Origin of the sequence: Pontibacter harenae, assembly GCF_020907245.1 — a bacterium.
Classification (GTDB): domain Bacteria; phylum Bacteroidota; class Bacteroidia; order Cytophagales; family Hymenobacteraceae; genus Pontibacter; species Pontibacter harenae.
In genome coordinates, this window is record NZ_JAJJWH010000007.1 from 121,439 (window position 1) to 144,254 (window position 22,816).

Below are 22,816 nucleotides of genomic sequence, written 5' to 3' on the forward strand. Positions count from 1 at the left end.
ACACCAGACGACCGATGAGCAAAGTAACCATCAACCCCATAAGAACTGAGCAAGACTACGAAGAGGCTGTGAAGCGGCTAGATAGTCTGCTGGACATGAACCCTAAGCCTGGAACTGATCTGGATGATGAGTTGGAAGTGCTGACCACGCTTGTACAAGCGTACGAGCAAGTACATTACCCTATTGAGTTACCAGATCCAATTGATGCGATTAAGCACATAATGGAGGAAAACGGGTGGAAGAACAAAGATTTGGAACAGTACATTGGTCCTAAATCTCGGGTATCTGAGATTCTTAACCGAAAAAGATACTTTACACTTCAGCAAATTTACATGCTGCACAAGCATTTAAACCTGCCTTTTGAAATGTTTATTAACGAAAGAGTAATACAGTCGGCTGCCTAAACAAAAAAGCCGCAGCGGGTTAGCTGCGGCTTGTGTATATACTTTTGATATCTTCGCCCTCAATCCTACTTCTTCTCAGAGTGCCCCAGGCTTTTTTCAGGGCTTACCTTATCCCGTACTAGCTGCTTCAACTCTTTTATCTCAGGAAAACGACCTTCCCTTTTCCTATCGAATACCTGCTCATCGTTTACCCTAACGTTGTAGCGGCCGTTTACCTCACTTGGCTGTATGAGCACACCATATACATCCTCGGAAAAAGTAGTGAGTAACTCTTGTGCCATATAGGCGGCACGCAGCATCCAGCCGCATTTCGGACAGTATTCAATTGTTATGGTAGGTTTCATAGAAGTATAATACAGTTGGTTTTGCAGATTAGCTGGCAGCAATAAACTCCCAAAGCTACACAGCAAATTACACTATCTTATACTTTAACCAGCTGAAGTGGGTTTACTTCTACAAAATCTTCTTTGGGAGCCTCGCAGGTAGGGCAGGTGTAGTTTGTTATACTTTCGAAAGGTGTACCTGCCGCAATAGCGTTTACCGCGTCGCCGTACTGCGCATCGTATACCGTGAAGCAGTTTTTGCATTGATATACTTTCGCTAGCTCCTGTTCCTCAGCATTTAAACTTTGCTCGCTTTCGTAAACAGGATTCTGCGGCAACTCTGCCTCTGTTTGCAGTTCGTAATATAAATTACAAAGCTCAATCAAGCGCTGACTCAATTCCTCACGGCTCACATCTTTCTTATAGCTGAGAAAGTCTTTGGAGTTCGGGTTGAAATCGCGGGTATGCAGCACTTCGAACAGTTCCTGCTGCGGTGCCTCCCCATTCACCAAATCCTGCTGCGTACGGATAACAATAGAGCCAAACAAGCCTGTTTTTGGCTGCGTTTTAATGGCAAAGCAAAGGCGATAGGTTCGTACATCCTCTTCATTAAACTTGCGAACCAACTCATTCTTCAGGTTTAAGCCGTAAGGGCAAAGGTCCTCTACCTGCCAATTCAGCTCGTTGGAAGCATGCCGCACATTAATTCGGTACTTGCACAATATGGTATCCCACAGGTCGCGGTCAGCCAGCTCTATACCTTTCACGACAATGGATTTCCAAGGCGTGGTATATAGCTGCCCCACCCGCGTCTGCAGGCAGATGTTGCATAAATCTTTCAGAAAGGCCACAGGATAAAGCTCATCGCGGCGGTAAATACCCAACCATAATTTATTGCCGTAGCGGTTGAAGCCTTCGTAGTAAGGCAGTTTAAAATCAGGCAGCTTCAGCGCTGCAGCAATTGGTTGAACCACAAAACTACCACTGGCGCTTACCATCGCATGCAGCAGTGCGCCATCAATCGCAGGTTGGTCGTAAAACTTATCTTTGTTCGCAAAAATGGTTTGCTCCAGCACACTGCTCAGCTCTGGAATATCCTCTGAGTAAACCAGCGAAGGCCAGCAATAAATAATATTCGTTTTAGGAAAACGGATATAGAGGTACCAGTAATTACTCGTATCCGAAGCTATAAAATTGAAGTTGCCTGTAAAGAAGGGGAAGAAAGCCTGGTTGTTATCAACAAGGTTAATCTTTACCTGCGGCCTGTAATCGAACAGATCCAGAATGTCTTTATAAACACCTTCCCGCAGCCAGTTGGCATGGTAAAACACATCTTCGGCTACATAAGAACTGATGATGTTCGGATGAACATCTGCATCCAACTCGTAAATAATATCCGCAGAAATCAGCTCCTGCACCAGTTGGCGCACCTGCACCTCTAGCACCGTAAAAAACAACTGCTGCCGATTCCCGAAGCGAATATTCTCTACGCCCGCACTTTCAGCTATCGCTAAAATATCCAGTAAATCTCCCGCCGACACAATACCGCCAGCCAGGTTTATTTTGATCGTATAGTTTTTAACTATCATAGTTCGTTTCTTCTGCTAAAGTAACGCGACACAAGTAAGGAGATACAAGTATTACGACACAAGACACACGACTTTTTCGTAAAGATCATGTTGAAATAGAATACCTCCTGCTGATAACCCACCCCTAACCCCTCCGAGGAGTGGAATAAAAATCCATAATGTGAAAGTTTAGCTTCTGCTAGGTGCACATTTCGACGCTCCACTGTTTGAGCGTTCAGCGAGTTTGGAGCGTCTTGATTTTTTTGGTTCTTTTTGTCTTGATACAAAAAGAACAGAGACTTAAACCATAAAACATGCTCATTTGCTGTTAAACATTAAGGTTGCTATGCGAACACAAACCATTATGCCAGTGGCTGAAGCCCCCCCTTCCACTAAGTTTCTTCCAGAATGACAGAAGGAGAAAGCATGGCTATCAAAAAGCATACAGTGAGATTAAATCTTCTCTAACTAACTTTCTCCAACAACTCCAACATCAAACTATCATCTAAAATCTGCTTCACTTCTGGCCTGCAGGAACCACAACCCGTACCAGCTCCAGTAGTGGCACAAAGCTCCTTCAGCTCCGTACAGCCAGCCGCAATTTTCTGACGGATATTGTCGCTGCCCACATTGTTACAGCTGCAAACCAGCTTGCCCAGCACAGGCTCTGGTGTTTTACCGCTGCGCAGCAACTGCAGACGTTTATCACTCAGTTCAATTCTGTTCGAAATCAGTTCACGGAACTCTTGGAACTCTGCCTTGTCTCCTATCAGTATCGCACCAACCAACCTGTCCTGGTGGATGATACACTTTTTATAATAGCGTTTGGCCTTGTCTATAAACACAATCTCTTCGTAGTTCTCTTCATCAGGACACTCAGGCAAACCGATGCTGCACAAATCGAAACCATGTATTTTGATAATATTCATGAAAGTGCTGCCCTGGTAGTAGCTGGCAATGTCACCGCTCAGGTACCTGGCCACCACCTCCGCCTGCTGCTCGGCTGCTGCTGTAATACCGTAAAGTATACCTTCAAACTCCGCAATCTCGCCTATAGCAAATACATTCGGATCATTTGTTTGAAGACGTTCATTCACCAGTACACCGCGCTTACACTCCAGACCACTCTCACGCGCCAGTTCCAGGTTCGGTACTGTACCGATGGCAATAATCAAGGCATCACAGTCAATCCTGCGGCCACTTTTCAGGCCAACGCCTGTCAGTTTAGAGCGGCCATAGTATAGTTGCACCTCATCGTTGAAATATAGGTCGCAGCCTTGGTCCACCATCTCCTCCTGTAGCAACTGACTGCCCAACGGGTCCAGCTGACGATCTAAGAAGCGAGAAATACGCTGGATGATGGTGACTTTTGTACCGACTTCTCGCAAAGAAGCAGCCATTTCTAACCCCAATAAACCACCGCCCACAATCACAACATGACCGTTTTCAGGAACGTGTGCTTTAAAGTTATCGGCATCGGTGCGACTGCGCATGGTGAATATGCCTGGCAAAGAAGGTACATGTTTTGGCACTGCCGCACGACTACCTGTAGCCATTAGCAGCACATCATAGTCCGTACGCACGCCCCGTGAGTCGATCACAAACTTCTGCTCTCGATCTATCCGCTCAACGCTCACACCACGTAGCAGCCTTATATTATAAGCAGGTTCTTCAGAATCTTTCATCTTCACGAGCTGCTCCCATTTCTGGTGTCCGCTAATGTAGTCGGGCAGCATCACGCGGTTGTAGAAAGGAAAATCTTCTTTGCTGAAGATGGTAATTTCATCGTCCTGGTTCAGCTCGCGGTAAGATTTTACAAAGCCATAGGCTCCCGCCCCCGCTCCTACTACCACTATGCGCTGGAACGGCTTTTTATACTTTGTTACGCTTACGGCGCAGTATTTATAGTCTGGTTCTTTCGAAATAGGATCAAGCTGGTCGGTGGTGACATTGTTCGCACGATTAAGGTCGCTACCTAAGATCTTGCCCCAATGCATCGGCAAAAAAACCACGCCTGGCTTAATCTTGTCCGACAGCTTCGCCTTTACCCGTACATCACCTCTCCTCGACCGCACTTCCACAATGTCCTGATCTGCTATACCTAAGTTAGCAGCATCCTGCGGGTGCAACTCCAGGAAAGCCTGCGGAATATGTTTCTTGAGTTTGTTAACTTTTCCCGTTTTGCTCATCGTGTGCCACTGGTCGCGGATGCGGCCTGTCGTCAGGACCAGCGGGAAATCTGCGTCAGGAGCTTCACTTCTTTCCTCCACCGAAACGGGATGAATAACCGCTTTGCTGGAGGAAGTATAGAATTGCTTATCGGTAAATAACCTTTTGGTACCCTCTGCTGCACCGCCCAAAGTATACGGCCATTGCACCGACCGCTGCTCTTTGAGGATACTATAGTTCAACCCAGAGATATCAATGTTAGTGCCTGCAGTAAGTTTTGCGTGCTCCAGATAAATAGCTTCAGCAGATGGATAATCGAAGCCGTGATAGCCCATGGTTTGCGCAAAACGGCAAATGATCTCGGCATCTGGCAAGGCCTCACCAGGTGCGTCTACAATTTTTGGAAGATAACTGATGCGACGCTCCGAGTTAGTCATGGTGCCTTCCTTTTCCGTCCAGGAGGCGGCAGGAAGTATCACATCGGCATAGGTAAGTGTTTCAGGTTTGTTGCTGATCTCCTGCACCACCACAAACTTGGCTTTCTTAAGAGCGGCTTCGGCCTGGCGCGCATTCGGCAAACTGGTAAGCGGATTGGAACATATGATCCAGATCGCTTTCAAACGACCGTCCTCCAAAGCCTCAAACATTTCGGTAGCTGTCAGTCCTGGTTTTTCAGGTATAGCTGTGCCACCCCAGAATTGCTGCACCTCCGCCCGATGCTGCGGATTGCTTAACAAACGATGCGCAGGAAGTAAGTTTGATAAGCCACCAACTTCCCTGCCACCCATGGCATTTGGCTGGCCCGTCAGCGAAAAAGGTCCCGCTCCAGGTTTTCCAATCTGGCCCGTAATTAAATTCAGGTTCAGCAGGCTCAGATTTTTGTTTACACCGATGGCACTTTGGTTCAGCCCCATCGTCCACATCGAGATAAAACCTTTCGCGTTGCCAATATACTGCGCAGCCAGCCTGATGTCGGCTTCCGCTACACCGCAAACTTCTGCATACTCCGCTAGACTTCTCTCAAAAACAACCTCTTTATATTGCTCAAAGCCTTCAGCATGATTGCGGATAAAGTCTAGGTCGATGTCGCCGTTTTCAATCAGCACTCTGCCGATGGCGTGGTTTAGGTATACATCGGTGCCAGGGTTCAGCTGCAAGTGCAGATCGGCAATGGCACAGGTATCCGTTACGCGCGGGTCCACCACTATTATCTTCACCTCAGGATTCGCGGCCTTTTGTGCTTCTACCCTGCGCCAAAGTATAGGGTGGCACCAGGCAGGATTTGCACCCGTCACGTAGAAGCAATCGGCTAGTTCAATATCATCGTAGCAGATAGGTACGCTGTCTTCGCCCAAGGCCATCTTATAGCCTACCACGGCACTGCTCATGCAAAGCCTCGAGTTGGTGTCGATGTTGTTGCTCCCAATAAAGCCTTTTATGAGTTTGTTGATGACGTAATATTCTTCCGTCAGGCACTGACCAGAGGCATAGAAAGCCACTGAATCGGGACCATACTTATCAATAAAGGTTTTGAAAACGGCCGCTGTTCTTTGCAGTGACTCGTCCCAACTTACCCGCTGCAACGGCATACTTTTGTTATAGCGCATTTGCGGGTAGAGCAGGCGATCCTGCTTATCGTTTACCGTGTACTGCAGGTTTAAGCCCTTGCTACAGAGCATCCCGCTGTTCACAGGGTAATCTTTATCTCCCTCCACGGAAATGGCACCACTTTTCTCCTTCGTTACCGTTACGCCACACCCTACGCCACAATAGGAGCAAGTACTGGCAAAGGTATCTTTCTGTTTTCCGTTATCAGGCATGTTTGATTGTTAAATGTTAGTATTACTTTAATGTTGACCCACCCCTAGTCCCTCTTAGGAGGAGCTAGGGGTGGGTTCCTTTTCTTCAGCCTTAGAAGATGCTACTGTGCAGGGGCTGGCTTATAAACGCGCGCAGGCTCTGCTGCTGCGGCTATTGCCTCTTCCCTTTTCTCGCCCAGCAACTGATCCATTTCGGCCCGTGCTTCTCTTTCCATTTCAGGTGTAAACCTTACTAGCAGTGCCAGCACAGAGCAGGCAACAACTATCAACCCGATAATGAACAGCGCCTCGGGGTAAGAAAGGCTATCTACCTTGAACAGGAAACCTGCAGCCACAGCGCCCGCATTACCGCCAGCACCTACGATGCCCGACACAGCACCCATGGCCTTCTTATTGATAAAAGGCACCACCGAAAAAGTGGCTCCCTCCGACATCTGCACAAAAAGACTAAATACGATCATCACCATAATGGAAAGCGGCAATACACTCATCTGCGAAAAAAGCACCAGCGCCAAACCTTCTATAAGTATAACAGCACCTAAGAACCAAACTCGACCTGAAAGCCCCCATTTTATACCAGCCTTGTCGCCAAAGAAACCGCCAAGTGTACGGGCAAAGATGTTCATCAGGCCAAATAAGCCTGCAATTAGTCCAGCCGTTCCGATATCCAGTTTAAAGTAGTCGTGGTAGTAGATGGCGGCGATGTTGTTGATGGTTAGCTCAATGCCAAAGCAGGCACCGTATAGCACGAACAGCACCCATACACGGTAATCGCTGGCAGCTTTCCAAAAAGAAACGGTATCTTTTTTCTTTTTGGCAGCAGCTGCATCCGATAAATCTGAAATGTTACCCGCAGGCGAATCTTTTGTGCAGGTATAGTATAAAATACCGCAGATAATCATGGCCACGCCTGGCACCACCATGGCATATCGCCAGGCCTGCGATTCTACAAAACCGAAACTTACAAAAGCGGCAAAAATCAAAGGCATCACCATTTGTGTCACGCCACCGCCCAGGTTACCCCAGCCAGCTGTAGTCGCGTTGGCTGTACCAACCACGTTAGGCGCAAACATAACAGTAGTATGGTACTGCGTGATTACGAAAGCGGCTCCGATTACCCCTATCGCCAGGCGGAAAATCAGAAACGACTCGTAACTGTTGCTGAAGCCTATGCAGATGACAGGTACAGCACCCAATACCAACAGGAAAGTATAGGCGATACGTGGGCCGATCTTGTCGCATAACCACCCGATCACTAGCCTGGCTATAACTGTAATTGCCACAGAGGAAATGATGATGTTCCCGATCTGGTCTTTACTCAGGTTCAGCTCTTCCCGCACCACTGCCATCAGTGGCGCAATCCCGAACCAGCCGAAGAAGCATAAGAAAAAGGCCATCCACGAGAGGTGGAAGGTACGCATCTGAATGGTTTTCAGGCTAAAGAGGTTGATAGAGGTTGCTTTTCCTGCTGATGCTTTCATGATCATCTCGATTTAGAGGTAAAAAATTTAGGCCTGAGGTAACTGGTCCTTTGGCTGCTTATTTATGAACAAGTGTTGTTTAGGCTGTTCATGGTTTCGGTTTTAGTTAGGCTTATAGTGTAAAGAAGGTAGGTTTGAAGGTTAGCATTACCCAGGCCCACTGGTTCACGGTTCTTCCAGCGGTGCCTTTCAGTGCTTCCATCGATTCAGTTGCATATAGTTGCGAGTAGCCCACTTTCAGGTTGAAATCAGGACTCACATTGTGGTTGTACATGAAGTCAATTTCCTCGCCTAAGCGGGAGGATAAGGCTGGTGCACCTTCTAGAGGGGCATACACTGTGGTAGGTGATTCGAAGTGGTGCAGTTGCCCCAGCAACGAGCTTTTCTCGCCTAGCTTGAAATTGGTTTTAAGATAAACATCCACTAAGCCAGCTGTCCGTCCGTTTTGCCCGTGGTTATTGCCTACATAAAAGTAGTCCATAAAGCCATAGAAGGCATGGTTGGTACCATACAACGGCGTGAAGGCATTGTTGCGCGTATCAAAAGCGTCCGAACCTGAAAGATAGTCTACTCCCAGCGTGATAGGGGTAAGTTTGGTAGCATATGTGGCTTGCAAAGATGCCAGGTAAGCTCTTACAGTTCTGCCAGCCAGGTCTTTCCCTCCCTGGAAGTAAAACTCACCTCCCAAACGAATAGCTCCCAATGCTTTTTCACCTAGCACGCCGTACGTCTGCCGAAAGAAAACGGTAGAGTCCGAAGCTCGCTGACGACCGTCGTTGAAGAACAAAGCTGAAAACTTAGTACCTCCTATTTCCTTATGCAGCCACAGGTACTGCATAGTTTTATAGTTGTCGATGCCGCCATAAAAAGTATCGTGTAGTTTCGTCGGCTCCGATGGCACGTTTTGGTTGAAGGCTCCTCCTGCGTGGGCTGCAAAACCTGTACTGTCGGCGTACATCAGGCGAACTCCATCGTGGCTACGCCCCTGCTGCGCCCAATCCAGATTACCCAAGAAACGGGCGTTGTCGTAATTCAATTCCTGTCGACCTACCCGCACCGCAAGGCGTGAGGTTAATTGATATTCGCCGTAGGCTTCGTATACATTAAATAGACTTGGGTCAGATTTGTATACTTGGTTAGTAGCTCCCCACACCCGCACATCCTGCACAGAGATCCGCAGCTTCAGCTTTTCTTTCGCATAGTTCACGTTCAATCTCGACCGCTGCTCCACGAAAAAAGCAGGCGACTGCTCCTCTGTCATCACCGTTTTAAAGCCATCCCTAAACTCTGCCCGTGGCCGTATTTCAGCAGACAAAGATAATTGCGCAAAGGAAGCCTGAGAACCAAGCAACAGCAAAACCGTACTAAGCAGAAAAATTCTGGTAGAGCTTCCTCTCATGTATTTTTATGATTATAATTTAGCTATTGCCTTTGCGCCAGACTTCCGCAGGAGCTGTGCTCACTGCGAGAGTCTTTGGCCAATTCTTATGTAAGAGATATACTTTGCCAGTTCCTGTTTTATATTACTATATAGGATGAAACACGGAGCAGAATAACATGCAGATGCTCCCGCCTACTTTTCGTGCTGCCTGGCAGTTTATTATCAAGCTGAGGCTATGGCTACTGCCACATCTCGACTTTTAAGATGCTGAACGTTTCGGTAATAAGGACCTACACCACTTGCGCCTGATGCTCATGGTTAACTTCATGTATGGCAAATGTAAATTAATGAGCGGCTTAAGCTGCCTTTGTTAGCTTTGCTCTATGCCGATGTATACCTTGTCACCGATTACCTTCACAGGGTAGGTTTTAATCTGGTAATCGTCTCCTGAAAGGCATTCGCCAGATAGCAGCGAGAATGTTTTTTTATGGAAAGGGCACGCTACTTTAGGTTCACAGGTATCGCCAGTGCTCCCAATCATACCCCTGGAAAGTACCATCTGCTGCTTATGTGGGCACAGGTTTTGGGTAGCATACCATTCGCCTCGTCGGGCAAAGTTATAAAGCGCAATCTGCTCCTCATTTACCTTCACACAGGCACCTCCATCCTGAGGCACATCTTCTGTTTTACAAACGTAGATCCACTCAACTGCTTCTAAAACTTGAACTTCCATATTGCTATACTTAATAATTGATATTTCTTAAACTAAACTCGACATTAAACCAGCTTACCACTCCTTTGCCTTCACCTGCTCACGCATGGTATCGAACTGAACGCTCGGGTCTTTCTCTTTCGGCGCATTTACGAAGTGTGAAAAACGCTTTCTGAGCTCAGGATTCTGAACCACCTCTTTCCACTCGCAGCTATAGTTGTTGATCAGCGTCTGCATCTCAGCCTCCAACTGCTCGTTTATTCCTAAGCTGTCGTTGATGATCACATTTTTGAGGTAGGTCATGCCGCCTTCCATTTTGTTTAGCCAGGTGGCAGTACGAGTCAGGGAATCAGCTGTTTTAATGTAGAACATCAGAAATCTGTCAAGGTATTTTACAACAGTTTCCTTATCAATGTCTGTTGCCAGCAGTTGGGCGTGCTGTGGTTTGGAACCACCGTTCCCAGCTACATATAAGTTCCAGCCTTTTTCTGTGGCGATTATACCAAAATCCTTTGACTGCGCTTCGGCACACTCACGCACACAGCCGCTTACGCCGCCTTTTATCTTGTGCGGAGCCCGAATACCACGGTAACGCTCTTCCACCTCTATGGCAAACGAAACACTGTCGTGCAAGCCAAAACGGCACCAGGTACTACCCACGCAGCTTTTCACTGTTCTGAGAGCCTTACCGTAAGCATGACCGCTTTCAAAACCGGCATCAATCAGCTCTTCCCAAATATCTGGCAAATCACTTAAATGTGCTCCGAATAAGTCGATGCGCTGGCCGCCAGTTATCTTTGTGTACAAGTTATACTTCTTAGCAACCTGCCCGATCACAATCAGTTTATCTGGTGTTATTTCACCTCCTGGAATGCGTGGCACTACCGAATATGTACCGCCTTTCTGGATGTTCGCCAGGTAACGGTCGTTGCTATCCTGTATGGTTTGCTGCTTCACAATCACGTCGTTCCACAGACTGGCCAATATACTGGCAACAGTGGGTTTACAAGCCTCGCAGCCATCACCTTTACCGAAAACATCCAGTGCTTCGTCGTACGTTTTAATATTGTTCAGCTTCAGCAAGTCGAACAGTTCCTGGCGAGAGAAGTCGAAGTGCTCACATACATTGTTCTTAATGTACATGCCATTCTCCTTCAAAGTATCGTTGATGAGGTCTTTCACCATCGGCACGCAACCACCGCAACCTGTGCCTGCCTTGTTGCACTTCTTCATACCATCCACTGTCGTCACATCCAGCGTATTCACGGCTCCGCAAATATCACCTTTCGTAACAGACTCGCAAGAACAGATTAAAGCATCATCGGGCAAGCTGCTTACACCTGCTCCAACTGCTGCTTCACCGCCTCGGGCTCCTAGAACCAAGTCCTCAGGATTTGGCGGCAACACAATCTTATTGTTTACTGTCTGCAACAGCATGTTATAGGCATCGGCATCGCCAATTAACACACCACCGAGCAAATACTTACCGTCGTTGCTGATGTTTATGCGCTTGTAAACCCCTTTGTGGGTATCTTCAAAAACGATGCTTCTGCTGTCTGGTTCGGTTACAAACGGATCGCCGAAACTGGCAACATCCACTCCGATCAGCTTCAACTTAGTGCTCATGTCGTAGCCTGTAAAGGCTCTTTCGCCAGCACACAGGTAAGTTGCCACCACTTCGGCCATTTCGTAGCCTGGAGCCACCAAACCGTAAATCATACCATCGTACAGGGCACACTCGCCAATGGCGAAAATGCTTTCGTCGCTGGTTTGCATTTTGCTGTTCACCACTATACCGCCACGAGTACCTGTTTCCAGCCCTGCCAGCTTTGCCAGTTCGTCGCGCGGACGTATACCTGCCGAAATTACCAGCATATCAACTTCTAGCGAGGTTTCGTCAGCAAACTCTAATGCTTCTATTTTATCTTCTCCCGAAATACGGGAAGTTGCTTTTTGCATGTGCAGCTTCAGTCCCAGCCCTTCCAGCTTAGCCTGTAGCATATTGCTCGCAGCCGAATCTATTTGCCTTGGCATCAGGCGCGGCGCGAACTCCACCACGTGAGTCTCCTCAAGCCCCAAATCAATTAAAGCTTTAGCAGCCTCTAAACCAAGTAAACCACCGCCCAGCACAGCACCTGTTTTGGCTGTTGTGGCATAGCCCTGGATCAGCTCCAGGTCTTCAATGGTTCGGTATACAAACACCCCGTCTTTCTCCACACCAGGTATATCTGGCACAAAGGCTGATGACCCCGTAGCCAGCACCAAATAATCATAGGCTAATTTTAGCCCTTTGCGTGAATGTATCGTTTTGCTTGCGCGATCTATCTCCAGCACCGCATTGCCTAAATATAAATCGATACCATTCTCTCGATACCAGTTTTCTGAGGCCATTGTTAAGTCCTCTGCACTTTTTCCGTTGAAGTACTCGCTCAAATGAACTCGGTCATAAGCTGCGCGAGGCTCCTCTCCAAAAACAGTAATGTTAAAAGAAGTAGACTTTGCAATAAGCTTTTCGCAAAACTTATACCCTACCATTCCATTACCGATTACCACTACCCTTGGACTACCTTGCTGAGACATATTCTTTAATTAAATTTTAAGCAACAACTAACTTTTTTGCCAGATCCATTCTAACGAGGAGCTCCACAACATAAAATCAGCTACACTTTCTTTGTTTTTACAGTTTTAAAAATAAACCCTCTTTATTAACACTCCATAAATTCACAAACTACCTTGTTTTTCCAATTATGGGTTACTTTTATAAGGGGTATATTTTTTATATCTGCTAATTTACAAAGGATACGTTTAAAATCAATAGCTGTCATTCTAAAAATTAATAATTTTATTAAAAAATGGGTTAAACTTTACAACCCTATCATACAAAATGACCTTTTATTAAAATTTACAAATATTAAGGCATGATGTTAAAAATTTCAAAATTTAGAACATTCCCTTTAAATTTGGATAGTTTTTGAGGAGTATAAACAAAATTTTAGAAGGAAGAGCAAAATTTTAGCTCCAAATGGAGCTAAGCGTGTAACTTTGGCTACTGGCGAAAAACGCTTGTCCAAAAGCAAGTGTTGACAGAATAATAAAATGAAAAAAGCTGAAAGGCTACGGTAGCCTTTTAAAGCAGCTCAAAAACTACTTTTCTTCGTAGTACTAGCATTGACTCAAGTAATAGAATGAAGCAAAACTCAGAAGTAAACCCAGAACTTATTGTAGTAGGTGCAGGCCCTGGCGACCCTGAACTCATCACAGTGAAAGCCTATAAAGCACTACAGAGGGCTGATGTGATACTATATGACAACCTGGCAAATAGGGAACTACTGGAAATTGCGAAAGAGAACTGTGAGAAAATATATGTAGGCAAAAAGCCCTACGGTGATTATACACCGCAGGAGGCTATACATGAGTTAATAAAAGAAAAGGCTTTGACTAAAGGTTGCGTTGTTCGACTGAAAGGTGGAGATCCGTTTATCTTCGGGAGAGGTTTTGAAGAGATTCTGTTTGCCAGAGAACATGATATAACTGCTTCTTTTATACCTGGCATATCAAGTATGCAGGCCATCGGTTTTGAAGACATACCACTTACACATCGCATGGTTAGCGAAGGTATTTGGGTGGTGACAGGCACCAAAAAAGATGGCTCACTTTCTGATGACTTACGCCTGGCCATGCAAAGCAATGCCACCGTTGTTGTATATATGGGCATGAAGAAAGCTGCTGACATCGCGGCAACCTATCAGGAGGCTGGTAAAGGGGAAATGCCAGCTGCCGTTATACAGCACGCTTCGCTACCACACAGGAAATCTGTAGCAGGAAAGGTGAAGGATTTACCGCAGCTTATACACGACAATGGCCTTACCCATCCTGCTCTCATTATCATAGGCAAAGTAGTGGCCGTTGGGCGTGCAATAGAGTAACTACTGCGGTATCTCGCTTACCAGTTTGGCTACCCCTTCTCTGATTTGCTTGTTCAGCTTTTCACTGTCACTGCGAAGTATGCTTTCGGCGGTACCCTGCCACACGAGTTGGTTTTGTTCGCTATCCACCAGGTGCACCGATAAGGTACCACGGTTGTAACGCCCTACTGGTATTTCCTGCACTTGCCACCTATAGTTACGTTGCCCCATATAGCGCGGCGGATCAGTTTGAAAATTTGTTTCGCGGGTTTGCACTTTTTCATCTACTACTACCCCCAGGTTGATTACTAAATCAGCATCTGTCGTGGCCTGAGTAAGGCCTCGGCGCTGTAACTGCTCTGCAATTTCCTGTTTTATCAGGCTGATCTCATCCTCGTAAGCCACTCCTAAACCGTCGCCAGAAGTGTTTACTTCCATAAAAGCAAAGCTGCTATAATCATTCAGTCTGAAGCCAGACGCTGGCTCAGAAGTTATCTCAGGTGCAGCGGCACAAGCTGCCATAAAAATGGAAGCAGCGATCACTAAAAGTATATTTTTCAGTTTCATCATTCATTATCTTGTTACCTATACTTTTACAGGAGAAGATTCTTGAATGTTGTGGTGCATCTAATAACGCTCCCCCCCTTAGCCTTGGATTTAATCTGATAAGGAAAATAAGGAAGCCAATGCAGATACATCGATTAAATTTCGACGATGGTGATAGTTTCCAACTCATAAGGAAAAGGACAAAAGCATCACGACTCACTATTCCTTATTGAAATCGCTCTTCAACCGTTCAGGCCTAAACCCGAATATAACTTGTAGAAAGAGTGTGACTTGAACTAAAATTTCCACCAGCAACAGCATCTCCAAATAAAAAAGGGGAGAGGCATTTCTGGCTCCCCCCTGCTAAACTTCTGTTTCTAGAACCTACTAGAATATCTCATTTATAAAGCCTACACCTGATGTATTATTGCTTTGCTCGTTCACCAGGATAAAAGCACCATTGTTCTTGTTCTGGTTATAAGTATCAGCAAAAATTTCCTTTGCCAGCTTTAGCTCTATCGTAGCAATCTCATTCAGCTTCAGTTCATCTACTTCTTCTGTCTTTGCCAGTGTGGCTACATCCACTTTGTTCTTTACAGAAAGCACCTTAGCCTTTACTCTATTAATGCCATGCTGCAACAGGAACATCTGTCCTGGGCGCAACGAAGTATAATCTAACCAGCAAATGCTTGCCGACAACTGCTTTGTAGCAGTTGGAGCATTTTCTGCAGAAGCCAGCATATCGCCTCGGCTGATGTCGATATCGTCTGTCAGAAGCAGGTTAACAGAATCTCCCTGCGCAGCTTCCGATAATGTTTCTCCAAAACGCTCCAGTGTCTGCACCTTCGACTCCAGTCCACTTGGTAACACTTTAACTTTAGTGCCTGCTTTTATACTTCCTGAGGCTACTTTACCAGCATAGGCTCTGTAATCATGCAAAAGCTCTCCCATCGGCCTGATCACCATCTGCACAGGCAAGCGGAAAGCCAATTCCTTCTTATCTTTCTGAAGGTTAATGTTCTCCAGCAGGCCCAACAACGGCTCACCTGTATACCAAGGCATCCCTACAGAAGGAGTGGTAATGTTTTCGCCCATTAGCGATGAGATCGGTATAAACTCAATCTCCTGCCCTTCAAAACGCACCTGCTCGGCATAGGCCATAAACTGTGCCTTCACCTCCTCAAAGCGTTCTTCGCTGAAAGCAACCAGATCCATTTTATTTACACACACAATTACGTGTTTTATGCGCAGCAAACTGGCAATGTAAAAGTGACGGTACGTCTGGTCTACCACCCCGTTACGGGCATCTATCAAGATAAGCGATACATGAGAGTTACTGGCACCAGTTACCATATTTCGGGTATACTCGAAGTGGCCAGGGGTATCTGCAATAATATATTTACGCTTTAGTGTAGCGAAGTAAATATGAGCAACGTCTATGGTAATGCCCTGCTCCCGCTCCGCCACCAAACCATCGGTCAGCAACGACAGGTCTACAAAGTCCAGGCCTTTACGCTTGCTCACAGTGTCAATCGCATCCAGCTTGTCCTGCGTTACCGATTTTGTTTCGTATAGCAACCTACCGATCAGCGTGCTTTTGCCATCGTCTACACTGCCAGCAGTTGTAATTTTTAAAATATCCATTCGTAAAAAAAGTAAATGCTAGAAATAACCCTGCTGCTTGCGCTTCTCCATGGCTGCCTCCGAACGTTTGTCGTCTATACGGGCACCACGTTCAGAAATAGTAGCTGCTCTAATCTCGCCGATAATATCTTCCAGATCTACGGCAGCAGAATCTACGGCCGCTGTACAGGTCATATCGCCCACAGTTCTAAAACGCACCGTCTTCTTAAAAACTAGTTCGTCGTCTGTTTTGAAAATGAACGGGCTATAAGGCCAGATCATGCCGTCGCGCTCAAACACCTCGCGTTCGTGCGCAAAGTATACACCAGGCAAGGCAAGGTTTTCTCTGCGGATATAATTCCACACGTCCAGTTCCGTCCAGTTACTGATCGGGAACACACGCACATTCTCACCCAAGTTAATTTTGCCGTTCAGCATGTCGAATAACTCAGGGCGCTGGCGCTTTGAATCCCACTGGCCGAAGTCGTCACGCACCGAGAAGATACGTTCTTTGGCTCTGGCTTTTTCCTCGTCGCGACGGGCACCGCCTATACAGGCATCCAGTTTCAGCTCTTCAATTGCATCTAGCAGTGTTATCGTTTGCAGCGTGTTGCGACTCGAGTATTTGCCACTCTCCTCTGTTGCTTTTTTCTGATCGATGGAATCCTGTACGTAACGTACTTCCAGTTTCAGGTTAAACTCTTTTACCAGCCAATCTCTGAACTCAATAGTCTCAGGAAAGTTATGGCCAGTATCAATGTGCAACAATGCAAAAGGAACCTTAGCAGGGAAGAAAGCTTTTCGGGCTAGGTGTACCAGCGTAATGGAATCTTTGCCTCCGGAAAAAAGTAAAGCAGGACGCTCGAACTGGGCAGCCACCTCACGGATGATGTAGATCGCCTCATCTTCCAGTTGCTGCGGGAAATGGTGTGTATTCATTACAATATAATTTCTTCGGATGTAAGCAGGCACGTTTAAACTAATACAATTTTATTTACTGGTGTGCCCACTTTCAGCCCGCAAAGATACACCTACTTGATACATATCGCTATATAAAAGATAAAAATATCACTTTACCTCTGCCTCTAAGGCAAAAACAACAGCATAAACAATAATATATGTCAGCTTACCTGGCAGTAGCCCCTGTTAAAGTAGGTAGTAGTGGTTTGTGTACTTTACTAAAGGGTGAAAGTAAGCTTTATGAAGGTGAACGGAGGAAAACGTCACAACAGTTGCACTCGTATACAGTCGCTTATAAATTTAATTCAGTTGTTAGCAAAGTTATTCGTACTTTTAGCCTAATTCACATCTTTGGTTCAGTTAGAAACCATATTCAAGCTTAGGGCAACAGTACTCAGGCTTTACTTAAAATATAGCAAACCAGCTTATAAATGAACACAACGGCTCAGATTTTACAGAAAAAGAAGAACACGATTCTTGAGACTTGGATGCAGCACCAACTGTCTGATGCGACACTACGTGATGATTTGATGACAAACGATGAACTGCTTAAGCAGTCGGAGGAGCTTTTAGGCTCTCTTCTTAAAGCATTATCATCTGGTAATTATGAAAACATCTATGCTAGCGAGTATGAACAGGTAACGGATTTGCTCGGAGATATTTCTATAATGAGAGCTCGCCAAGGCTTTAGTCCGCGCGAAACCACACTTTATGTGCTTAGCCTTAAAAAAGCACTTTGCGATACGTTGGAAGAGGAGTATAAGGACCAGCCTGAAGTTCTGTACAGAGAAGTAATGCAATTAAACCAGTTGCTCGACAACTTGAGTTTAGTTACAGTAGAAACCTTCATCAAAGGTCGTGAAGAAGTAATATTGCGCCAGACCGATGAAATCAGTGAAATATCTACACCAGTTATTCGGGTGTGGGATGGCATATTGGCACTGCCAATAATTGGAACCTTAGACAGTGCCAGAACACAGGTTGTAATGGAAAACCTGCTGCAGGAGATAGTAAACACAGGCAGCAGCATTGCTATATTAGATATTTCTGGTGTGCCAGCCGTAGATTCGCTGGTGGCGCAGCACCTTATTAAAACTGTAAGTGCAACCCGACTTATGGGTGCAGAGTGTATCATCAGTGGTATCCGTGCCGAAATTGCACAAACCATTGTGCACCTGGGCATCGACCTTTCCAACATCAAAACAAAGGCCTCGTTGGCCAGCGCACTGCATTTAGCCTTTGGCATGCTGAACCTGGAAGTAAGACGCAACGACAGAAATAAAAGCACAAAACTTTTTAACTAAGCAAAATGGAAAGGATTCCTATCCTAAAAATGGGCCCCTTCCTGTTGGTAACCATTCAGGTTGACCTTTACGACAGGCTGGCGCTTACGCTGGAGAACGACCTGATTAGTATGGTTAGTAAGACTGGGGCCAGAGGTGTTTTAATAGATATATCGGCTGTAAGTATTGTTGACTCTTTTATGGGCCGCATACTTGGAAACATTGCCTCCATGTCGCGCATAATGGATGCAGAAACAGTAGTAGTGGGCATGCAGCCCGCTGTAGCCATTACGCTAGTAGAACTTGGCCTTACCTTACAGGGTGTTTACACTGCCTTGAACGTAGAAAAAGGCATGGAACTGCTCAACACCAAAATTGGATTAGACTTAGCCGCTGAAGAAGAAAAGGACGAGCAGGAAGAAGAGGCCGAATGATAGTAATGTCTAAAGACACGATGCAAATCGTGCGAGAACAGGATGTTGTGCCTTTTAGAAATCGTGTACGCGAGTTCAGCACCAAGATTGGCATGAGTTTGGTTAACCAGACCAAGCTCATTACCGCCGCTAGCGAACTGGTGCGTAATATGCTTAAATATGCTGGAGGCGGTAAAGTATTGCTGGAAATTATAAGCAAAAATACCCAAACTGGCGTAAGATTAACTTTTACAGACGAGGGGCCTGGTATTGCCGATGTGCAACAGGCTATGCGAGATGGTTTCTCTACGGGCAAAAGCCTCGGACTTGGCTTGCCTGGCACCAAAAGGCTTGTGAACGAGTTCGATATTAAAAGTATCGTGGGCGAAGGCACTACTGTTACAATAATCCACTGGAAAAATGGACGTTAATCAGCACCAACGATTTACTGTACCCGACCGCTCTTTTGCCAGTATAGCCAAGCGCGATATAACCCGCACCGCCGAGAGCTTTGGCCTTTCTCCTAGTGAGGTAGGCAAAGTAAATATAGTGGCGACCGAAATGATATCAAACCTTACCAAACATACCGCCAAAGGAGGAGAACTGCTGGTAAGGCCTTTAGGTAAACCAACCATAGGTATAGAACTGATTTGCCTGGATAACGGTCCAGGCATGGAAGATCTGCCACGCATGATGGAAGACGGTGTTTCTACCGCAGGAACAGCAGGTGAAGGTTTGGGTGCCATAAAACGTCAGTCTGATGTGTTTGATATCTTTTCTCAGCCAGAAATCGGCACCATTATTCTTTCGCGCATCTACAAAACACACAAAGCCCCGACGCTCGCCAATACAAATCACATGTTTGAGAACGGCTGCATTATAGTGCCTAAACCAGGAGAAGCTTTTTGCGGCGACGGCTTTGCAATAATCGAGAAAGGGTATGACTTATACTTACTTGCTATGGATGGGCTTGGCCACGGTGTGCATGCTCATGAGGCTGCGCAACAAGCTGTAGACGTATTTTGCAACAACACCGAATCCGACCCTGCTAACATGCTGCGCACTATCCACAATTCCATCAGGCGCTCGCGTGGCGCTGTGGGATTTATGGCCTTTATCAATGGTAAAGCGCAGCGAATCGGCTACTGCGGCATCGGTAATATTGCTGGCAAACTGTATACTATTGAAGGTGGTAGCGCCTCTAGCTCCTACAAAAATATTATTTCCTACAACGGTATTCTGGGCCATAATATTCCTACTTCTCTTAACAATCAGCAGTTGGATTGGGGACGCAATAAGTTATTGGTCATGCACTCCGATGGGCTTAAAAGCAGATGGGATTTATCGAAGTACCCTGGCCTGCACCGCCACCACGCTTCTATTATTGCTGCCGTACTTTATAAAGACAACACACGCCAAACCGACGACACACTTGTTATGGTGTGTAAAGCCAAAATCCAGTAAGTATGCAGCGGAGTGTCATCAAGATAAATATCAATAACGAACTTGACGTAGTATTAGCTTACAAGCGTGCCATGCAATTGTCGGAGCGGGTAGGAATTGCCCTGGCAAACCAGACAAAATTTGCCACTGCTGTTTCTGAGATCTGCCGCAATGTGATAGAGCATGTAGGCAGTGGTGCAATTACCTTTAATATAGTAGAAGACAGTGGCTATAATTATCTTGAGGCACTGATAACAGATCGAGGCCGTGGCATTGGCAACATCGAGTATATTCTTTCCCGCCCAGTCTACAACCCAGGCATGCGCGGTACTGGCTTGGCTAACTCAAAAAAACTGGTAGACGTTTTTGACATAGAAAGCGAGTTTGAAAAAGGAACGCGTGTTACGTTACGAAAAAAGATACCCTCCTCTGCCACCACACTTACAAAGCAACTGCTAGATTATTGGGTAAGGGAGTTTGATCAGGAAGACGATATTTCTCCATACGCCGAAATCAAAAAGCAAAACATGCAGCTACTGGACCTGCTGGAGCAACTGCGCATACGCAACCTGGAGGCTGAGCAGCAACTGCAGGAAATTAAGCGTTTGAACGGGCAGCTTCAGGAGTATAATATAGAAATAAGCGAGCTCTTGAAGGAGCGCGAAAAGAAAAACAAACAGCTACAGCAGATAAACAAAGACTTGGATGCCTTCGCGCATACTGTGTCGCATGACCTCCGCTCGCCACTGCAGAACATGAACGGCTTGGCTACCGTTTTGGAGGCTTGCCTAGAAGCAGACGACAAGCAAGAAGCAGAAACAATACTGCCCTTGATGCGGGAGCAGACCCTTAAAATGGACCGCCTGATAACTGGTATACTTGCATACTCCTTGGCTGGACATAATAGCTTAAACAAACAAGTAATAGACTTGCAGATTCTGATGGCACAAGTTATAGGTTCACTGTATGTGCCACCTAGTTGTAAGCTTGTTGTGCAAGCTGATTTACCTATCCTATACTCACAGGAAATATACCTGTACCAGATTTTCGCTAACCTGATCGGCAATGCTATTAAGTACCACGATCAGATAGACTCGGCCGTTATAGAAGTAAGGTACAGGCAACTAGAGGAGCATCTGGAATTTGTGGTGCAGGACAACGGACCAGGAATAGCTCCCGAAAACCATAAGCAAATCTTCCAGAAGTATGAAACGTTGGGCAACTCCTCTTTTCAGCCAGACAGTAACAGTACAGGCTTGGGCTTATCTATTGTTAAGAAGATAATACAAGAAAAGAAATGTGAGGTGTGGGTAGAGTCTGAAGGCAGAGGTTCAAAGTTTGTTTTTACCTGGCCTCTGAATGAACTAGTAGAAGAAACCACCTAATTAAAAGGCCTGCAATTAAACTTTGCAGGCCCTTTTAATTAGGTGGTACAGATTACTTTATAGAAATAGGTTATTTATTTTGAAAAAAATCCTGCATAATCTCTTTTACATCGTACTTGGTAAGCGCTTTGGAATAATGCTTACGCACTTTGTCATAATTCTTCAGTTTCTGCAAATCATAAAAGCTTGCTGAAGATGTCAGCATGAGTATGATAACATGACCCGCGGCATCAAGGCCTCTCTGCTGGTAAGCATCCAGAAAAGTGAAGCCATCCATAACAGGCATTTTAATATCCAGAAAAATAAGATCTGGACGCTTAAATTCAGGAGATTCTTCTGAACCACAAGCTTTTTCAAGGTAATCTAGCGCCTCTCTGCCATTCTTTAGCACTGCTATCTCCTTCGCAACCTGTAACTCAGTTAGCAAACGCTTGTTTAGGTAATTCGTTGTATCATCATCATCAACCAACAACACCAGGTCAAGCATTGTTTTCTGCTCGCTCATCTATCTATCTTGCTTTTTATGAATTTATACAAATATAGATAGTTTTTTCTATTTTGTTTAACGCCCTATTTTAAGAAATTCAAAATTAGCTCGATTATAAATACTTATACTGGGTCTTTTGTACCCTCCTATGCTTTTCAGGAGGTAAAACCTTTCTAACCTTACAAGTTCTTATAAACACAATCACGTGCCTTACCAATAGTTTTTATTTTCAGGAATAAAGAATTACAATTAGCGAGCGCTTCGACACAAAAAGCACTAAATCAACAACCTATAGCTAGTACTACTTACATAACAAGGCCACTAGATAGTGTAAAAGTATCCTTTTATATCAAATAGCAGTATTTAGAAACTAAAGCAAGATTAACGTTAACAACTATAATTATGGATAGATACCCTTTGAAACCTGAACATATGCGTGCGCCTGATAACTTATCGCGAGATGAGATTAAGCAGAGCCTTGATGAGTTAGATTCTAAGATTAAGGTGCTGCAAGGGCGTGCCAATGCAACTACAGCAGATTCTAACCATACCTACCACCAACACATTGAAGCACTTGAGACAAAACGCTCAATGATAGCGCAAAAATTAGATATTGCTGAAGATGACCATAGTAAGTGGCAAGACATAAAAGACGGAATCGATAAACTTAAAACCGAGCTGGAACAATTATTTAAATAATACAACAAGCCCCTGTACTACAAATACAGGGGCTTGTTATTTGCGCTTACCCTTAATTGAAAGTAAAAAGCTAGCTACCCATAAAGCTTATAGAAAAATATTACAAATACGCCTGCACATTTTTCATCCCACCAAATATAAGAGCAGTTTCCCTCAAGGCTCCAAAATCTATTAAATTTACAGATTATACTCAGCAAAGGCTAGAACAAAACAT

At 45.4% G+C, this 22,816-nt stretch carries 19 protein-coding genes; 8 read left to right on the forward strand and 11 right to left on the reverse strand.

The features are described 5' to 3' along the window. Nucleotides 1–14: 14 nt before the first annotated feature. Complete coding sequence (locus LN893_RS05845; protein ID WP_229968862.1) at nucleotides 15–404, forward strand: helix-turn-helix domain-containing protein; 390 nt, start codon at nucleotides 15–17, stop codon at nucleotides 402–404. Nucleotides 405–469: 65 nt separating this feature from the next. Here the strand turns inward: LN893_RS05845 and LN893_RS05850 are convergent, their stop codons facing one another. The 7 genes from LN893_RS05850 to nirB form a co-directional block, all read right to left on the reverse strand. After that, entirely contained in the window at nucleotides 470–748 is a 279-nt protein-coding gene (locus LN893_RS05850) for an Rdx family protein (protein WP_229968863.1), read from the reverse strand. Between the two features lie 77 nt (nucleotides 749–825). Next, nucleotides 826–2,316 carry a rubredoxin gene (locus LN893_RS05855; RefSeq protein ID WP_229968864.1) on the reverse strand — a complete coding sequence of 497 codons (1,491 nt, stop codon included), beginning with the start codon at nucleotides 2,314–2,316 and terminating at the stop codon, nucleotides 826–828. A 443-nt stretch (nucleotides 2,317–2,759) separates the two neighbouring features. Beyond that, nucleotides 2,760–6,284, reverse strand: coding sequence for a nitrate reductase (locus LN893_RS05860; protein ID WP_229968865.1), 3,525 nt, complete (start codon nucleotides 6,282–6,284; stop codon nucleotides 2,760–2,762). Nucleotides 6,285–6,385: 101 nt separating this feature from the next. Then, the gene (locus LN893_RS05865) at nucleotides 6,386–7,765 is read right to left on the reverse strand and encodes an MFS transporter (RefSeq protein ID WP_229968866.1); all 1,380 of its coding nucleotides are present in this window, start codon (nucleotides 7,763–7,765) and stop codon (nucleotides 6,386–6,388) included. A 112-nt stretch (nucleotides 7,766–7,877) separates the two neighbouring features. Beyond that, the gene (locus LN893_RS05870; protein WP_229968867.1) at nucleotides 7,878–9,164 is read right to left on the reverse strand and encodes an alginate export family protein; all 1,287 of its coding nucleotides are present in this window, start codon (nucleotides 9,162–9,164) and stop codon (nucleotides 7,878–7,880) included. Between the two features lie 352 nt (nucleotides 9,165–9,516). Further along, on the reverse strand, nucleotides 9,517–9,879 hold the full coding sequence (nirD, locus tag LN893_RS05875; protein WP_229968868.1) for a nitrite reductase small subunit NirD: 363 nt from the start codon (nucleotides 9,877–9,879) through the stop codon (nucleotides 9,517–9,519). Nucleotides 9,880–9,933: 54 nt separating this feature from the next. After that, the gene (gene nirB / locus LN893_RS05880) at nucleotides 9,934–12,438 is read right to left on the reverse strand and encodes a nitrite reductase large subunit NirB (protein WP_229968869.1); all 2,505 of its coding nucleotides are present in this window, start codon (nucleotides 12,436–12,438) and stop codon (nucleotides 9,934–9,936) included. A gap of 605 nt (nucleotides 12,439–13,043) precedes the next feature. Here nirB and cobA point away from each other — a divergent pair. Beyond that, nucleotides 13,044–13,784: a uroporphyrinogen-III C-methyltransferase gene (cobA, locus tag LN893_RS05885; protein WP_229968870.1), complete on the forward strand. Its 741-nt coding sequence runs from the start codon at nucleotides 13,044–13,046 to the stop codon at nucleotides 13,782–13,784. Here the strand turns inward: cobA and LN893_RS05890 are convergent, their stop codons facing one another. The 3 genes from LN893_RS05890 to cysD all read right to left on the reverse strand — a co-directional run bounded on the left by LN893_RS05890 (nucleotide 13,785) and on the right by cysD (nucleotide 16,871). Next, nucleotides 13,785–14,333 carry a DUF4136 domain-containing protein gene (locus LN893_RS05890; RefSeq protein ID WP_229968871.1) on the reverse strand — a complete coding sequence of 183 codons (549 nt, stop codon included), beginning with the start codon at nucleotides 14,331–14,333 and terminating at the stop codon, nucleotides 13,785–13,787. It abuts the gene before it with no gap. Between the two features lie 363 nt (nucleotides 14,334–14,696). Then, entirely contained in the window at nucleotides 14,697–15,953 is a 1,257-nt protein-coding gene (locus LN893_RS05895; protein ID WP_229968872.1) for a sulfate adenylyltransferase subunit 1, read from the reverse strand. Nucleotides 15,954–15,971: 18 nt separating this feature from the next. Further along, complete coding sequence (gene cysD / locus LN893_RS05900; RefSeq protein WP_229968873.1) at nucleotides 15,972–16,871, reverse strand: sulfate adenylyltransferase subunit CysD; 900 nt, start codon at nucleotides 16,869–16,871, stop codon at nucleotides 15,972–15,974. Nucleotides 16,872–17,323: 452 nt separating this feature from the next. On the opposite strand from cysD, the gene LN893_RS05905 reads away from it, so the two are divergent. Genes LN893_RS05905 through LN893_RS05925 form a run of 5 tightly spaced genes read left to right on the forward strand, consistent with a single transcriptional unit; the run spans nucleotide 17,324 to nucleotide 21,416 of the window. Beyond that, nucleotides 17,324–18,196, forward strand: a complete 873-nt coding sequence (locus LN893_RS05905; protein ID WP_229968874.1) for an STAS domain-containing protein — start codon at nucleotides 17,324–17,326, stop codon at nucleotides 18,194–18,196. Between the two features lie 5 nt (nucleotides 18,197–18,201). After that, a complete protein-coding gene (locus LN893_RS05910; RefSeq protein WP_229968875.1) occupies nucleotides 18,202–18,609 on the forward strand; it encodes an STAS domain-containing protein in 408 nt (135 codons plus the stop codon). Between the two features lie 5 nt (nucleotides 18,610–18,614). After that, entirely contained in the window at nucleotides 18,615–19,019 is a 405-nt protein-coding gene (locus LN893_RS05915; protein ID WP_229968889.1) for an anti-sigma regulatory factor, read from the forward strand. Next, the gene (locus LN893_RS05920; RefSeq protein ID WP_229968876.1) at nucleotides 19,009–20,052 is read left to right on the forward strand and encodes a PP2C family protein-serine/threonine phosphatase; all 1,044 of its coding nucleotides are present in this window, start codon (nucleotides 19,009–19,011) and stop codon (nucleotides 20,050–20,052) included. Before LN893_RS05915 ends, LN893_RS05920 begins: the two co-directional genes overlap by 11 nt. Nucleotides 20,053–20,054: 2 nt before the next feature. Beyond that, nucleotides 20,055–21,416: a sensor histidine kinase gene (locus LN893_RS05925; RefSeq protein WP_229968877.1), complete on the forward strand. Its 1,362-nt coding sequence runs from the start codon at nucleotides 20,055–20,057 to the stop codon at nucleotides 21,414–21,416. A gap of 70 nt (nucleotides 21,417–21,486) precedes the next feature. On the opposite strand, the gene LN893_RS05930 is transcribed toward LN893_RS05925, so the two are convergent. Further along, nucleotides 21,487–21,921, reverse strand: coding sequence for a response regulator (locus LN893_RS05930; protein WP_229968878.1), 435 nt, complete (start codon nucleotides 21,919–21,921; stop codon nucleotides 21,487–21,489). Between the two features lie 384 nt (nucleotides 21,922–22,305). Between LN893_RS05930 and LN893_RS05935 the strand changes: the two genes are divergently transcribed. Further along, nucleotides 22,306–22,602 carry a sll1863 family stress response protein gene (locus tag LN893_RS05935; protein ID WP_229968879.1) on the forward strand — a complete coding sequence of 99 codons (297 nt, stop codon included), beginning with the start codon at nucleotides 22,306–22,308 and terminating at the stop codon, nucleotides 22,600–22,602. Nucleotides 22,603–22,816 lie beyond the last annotated feature (214 nt).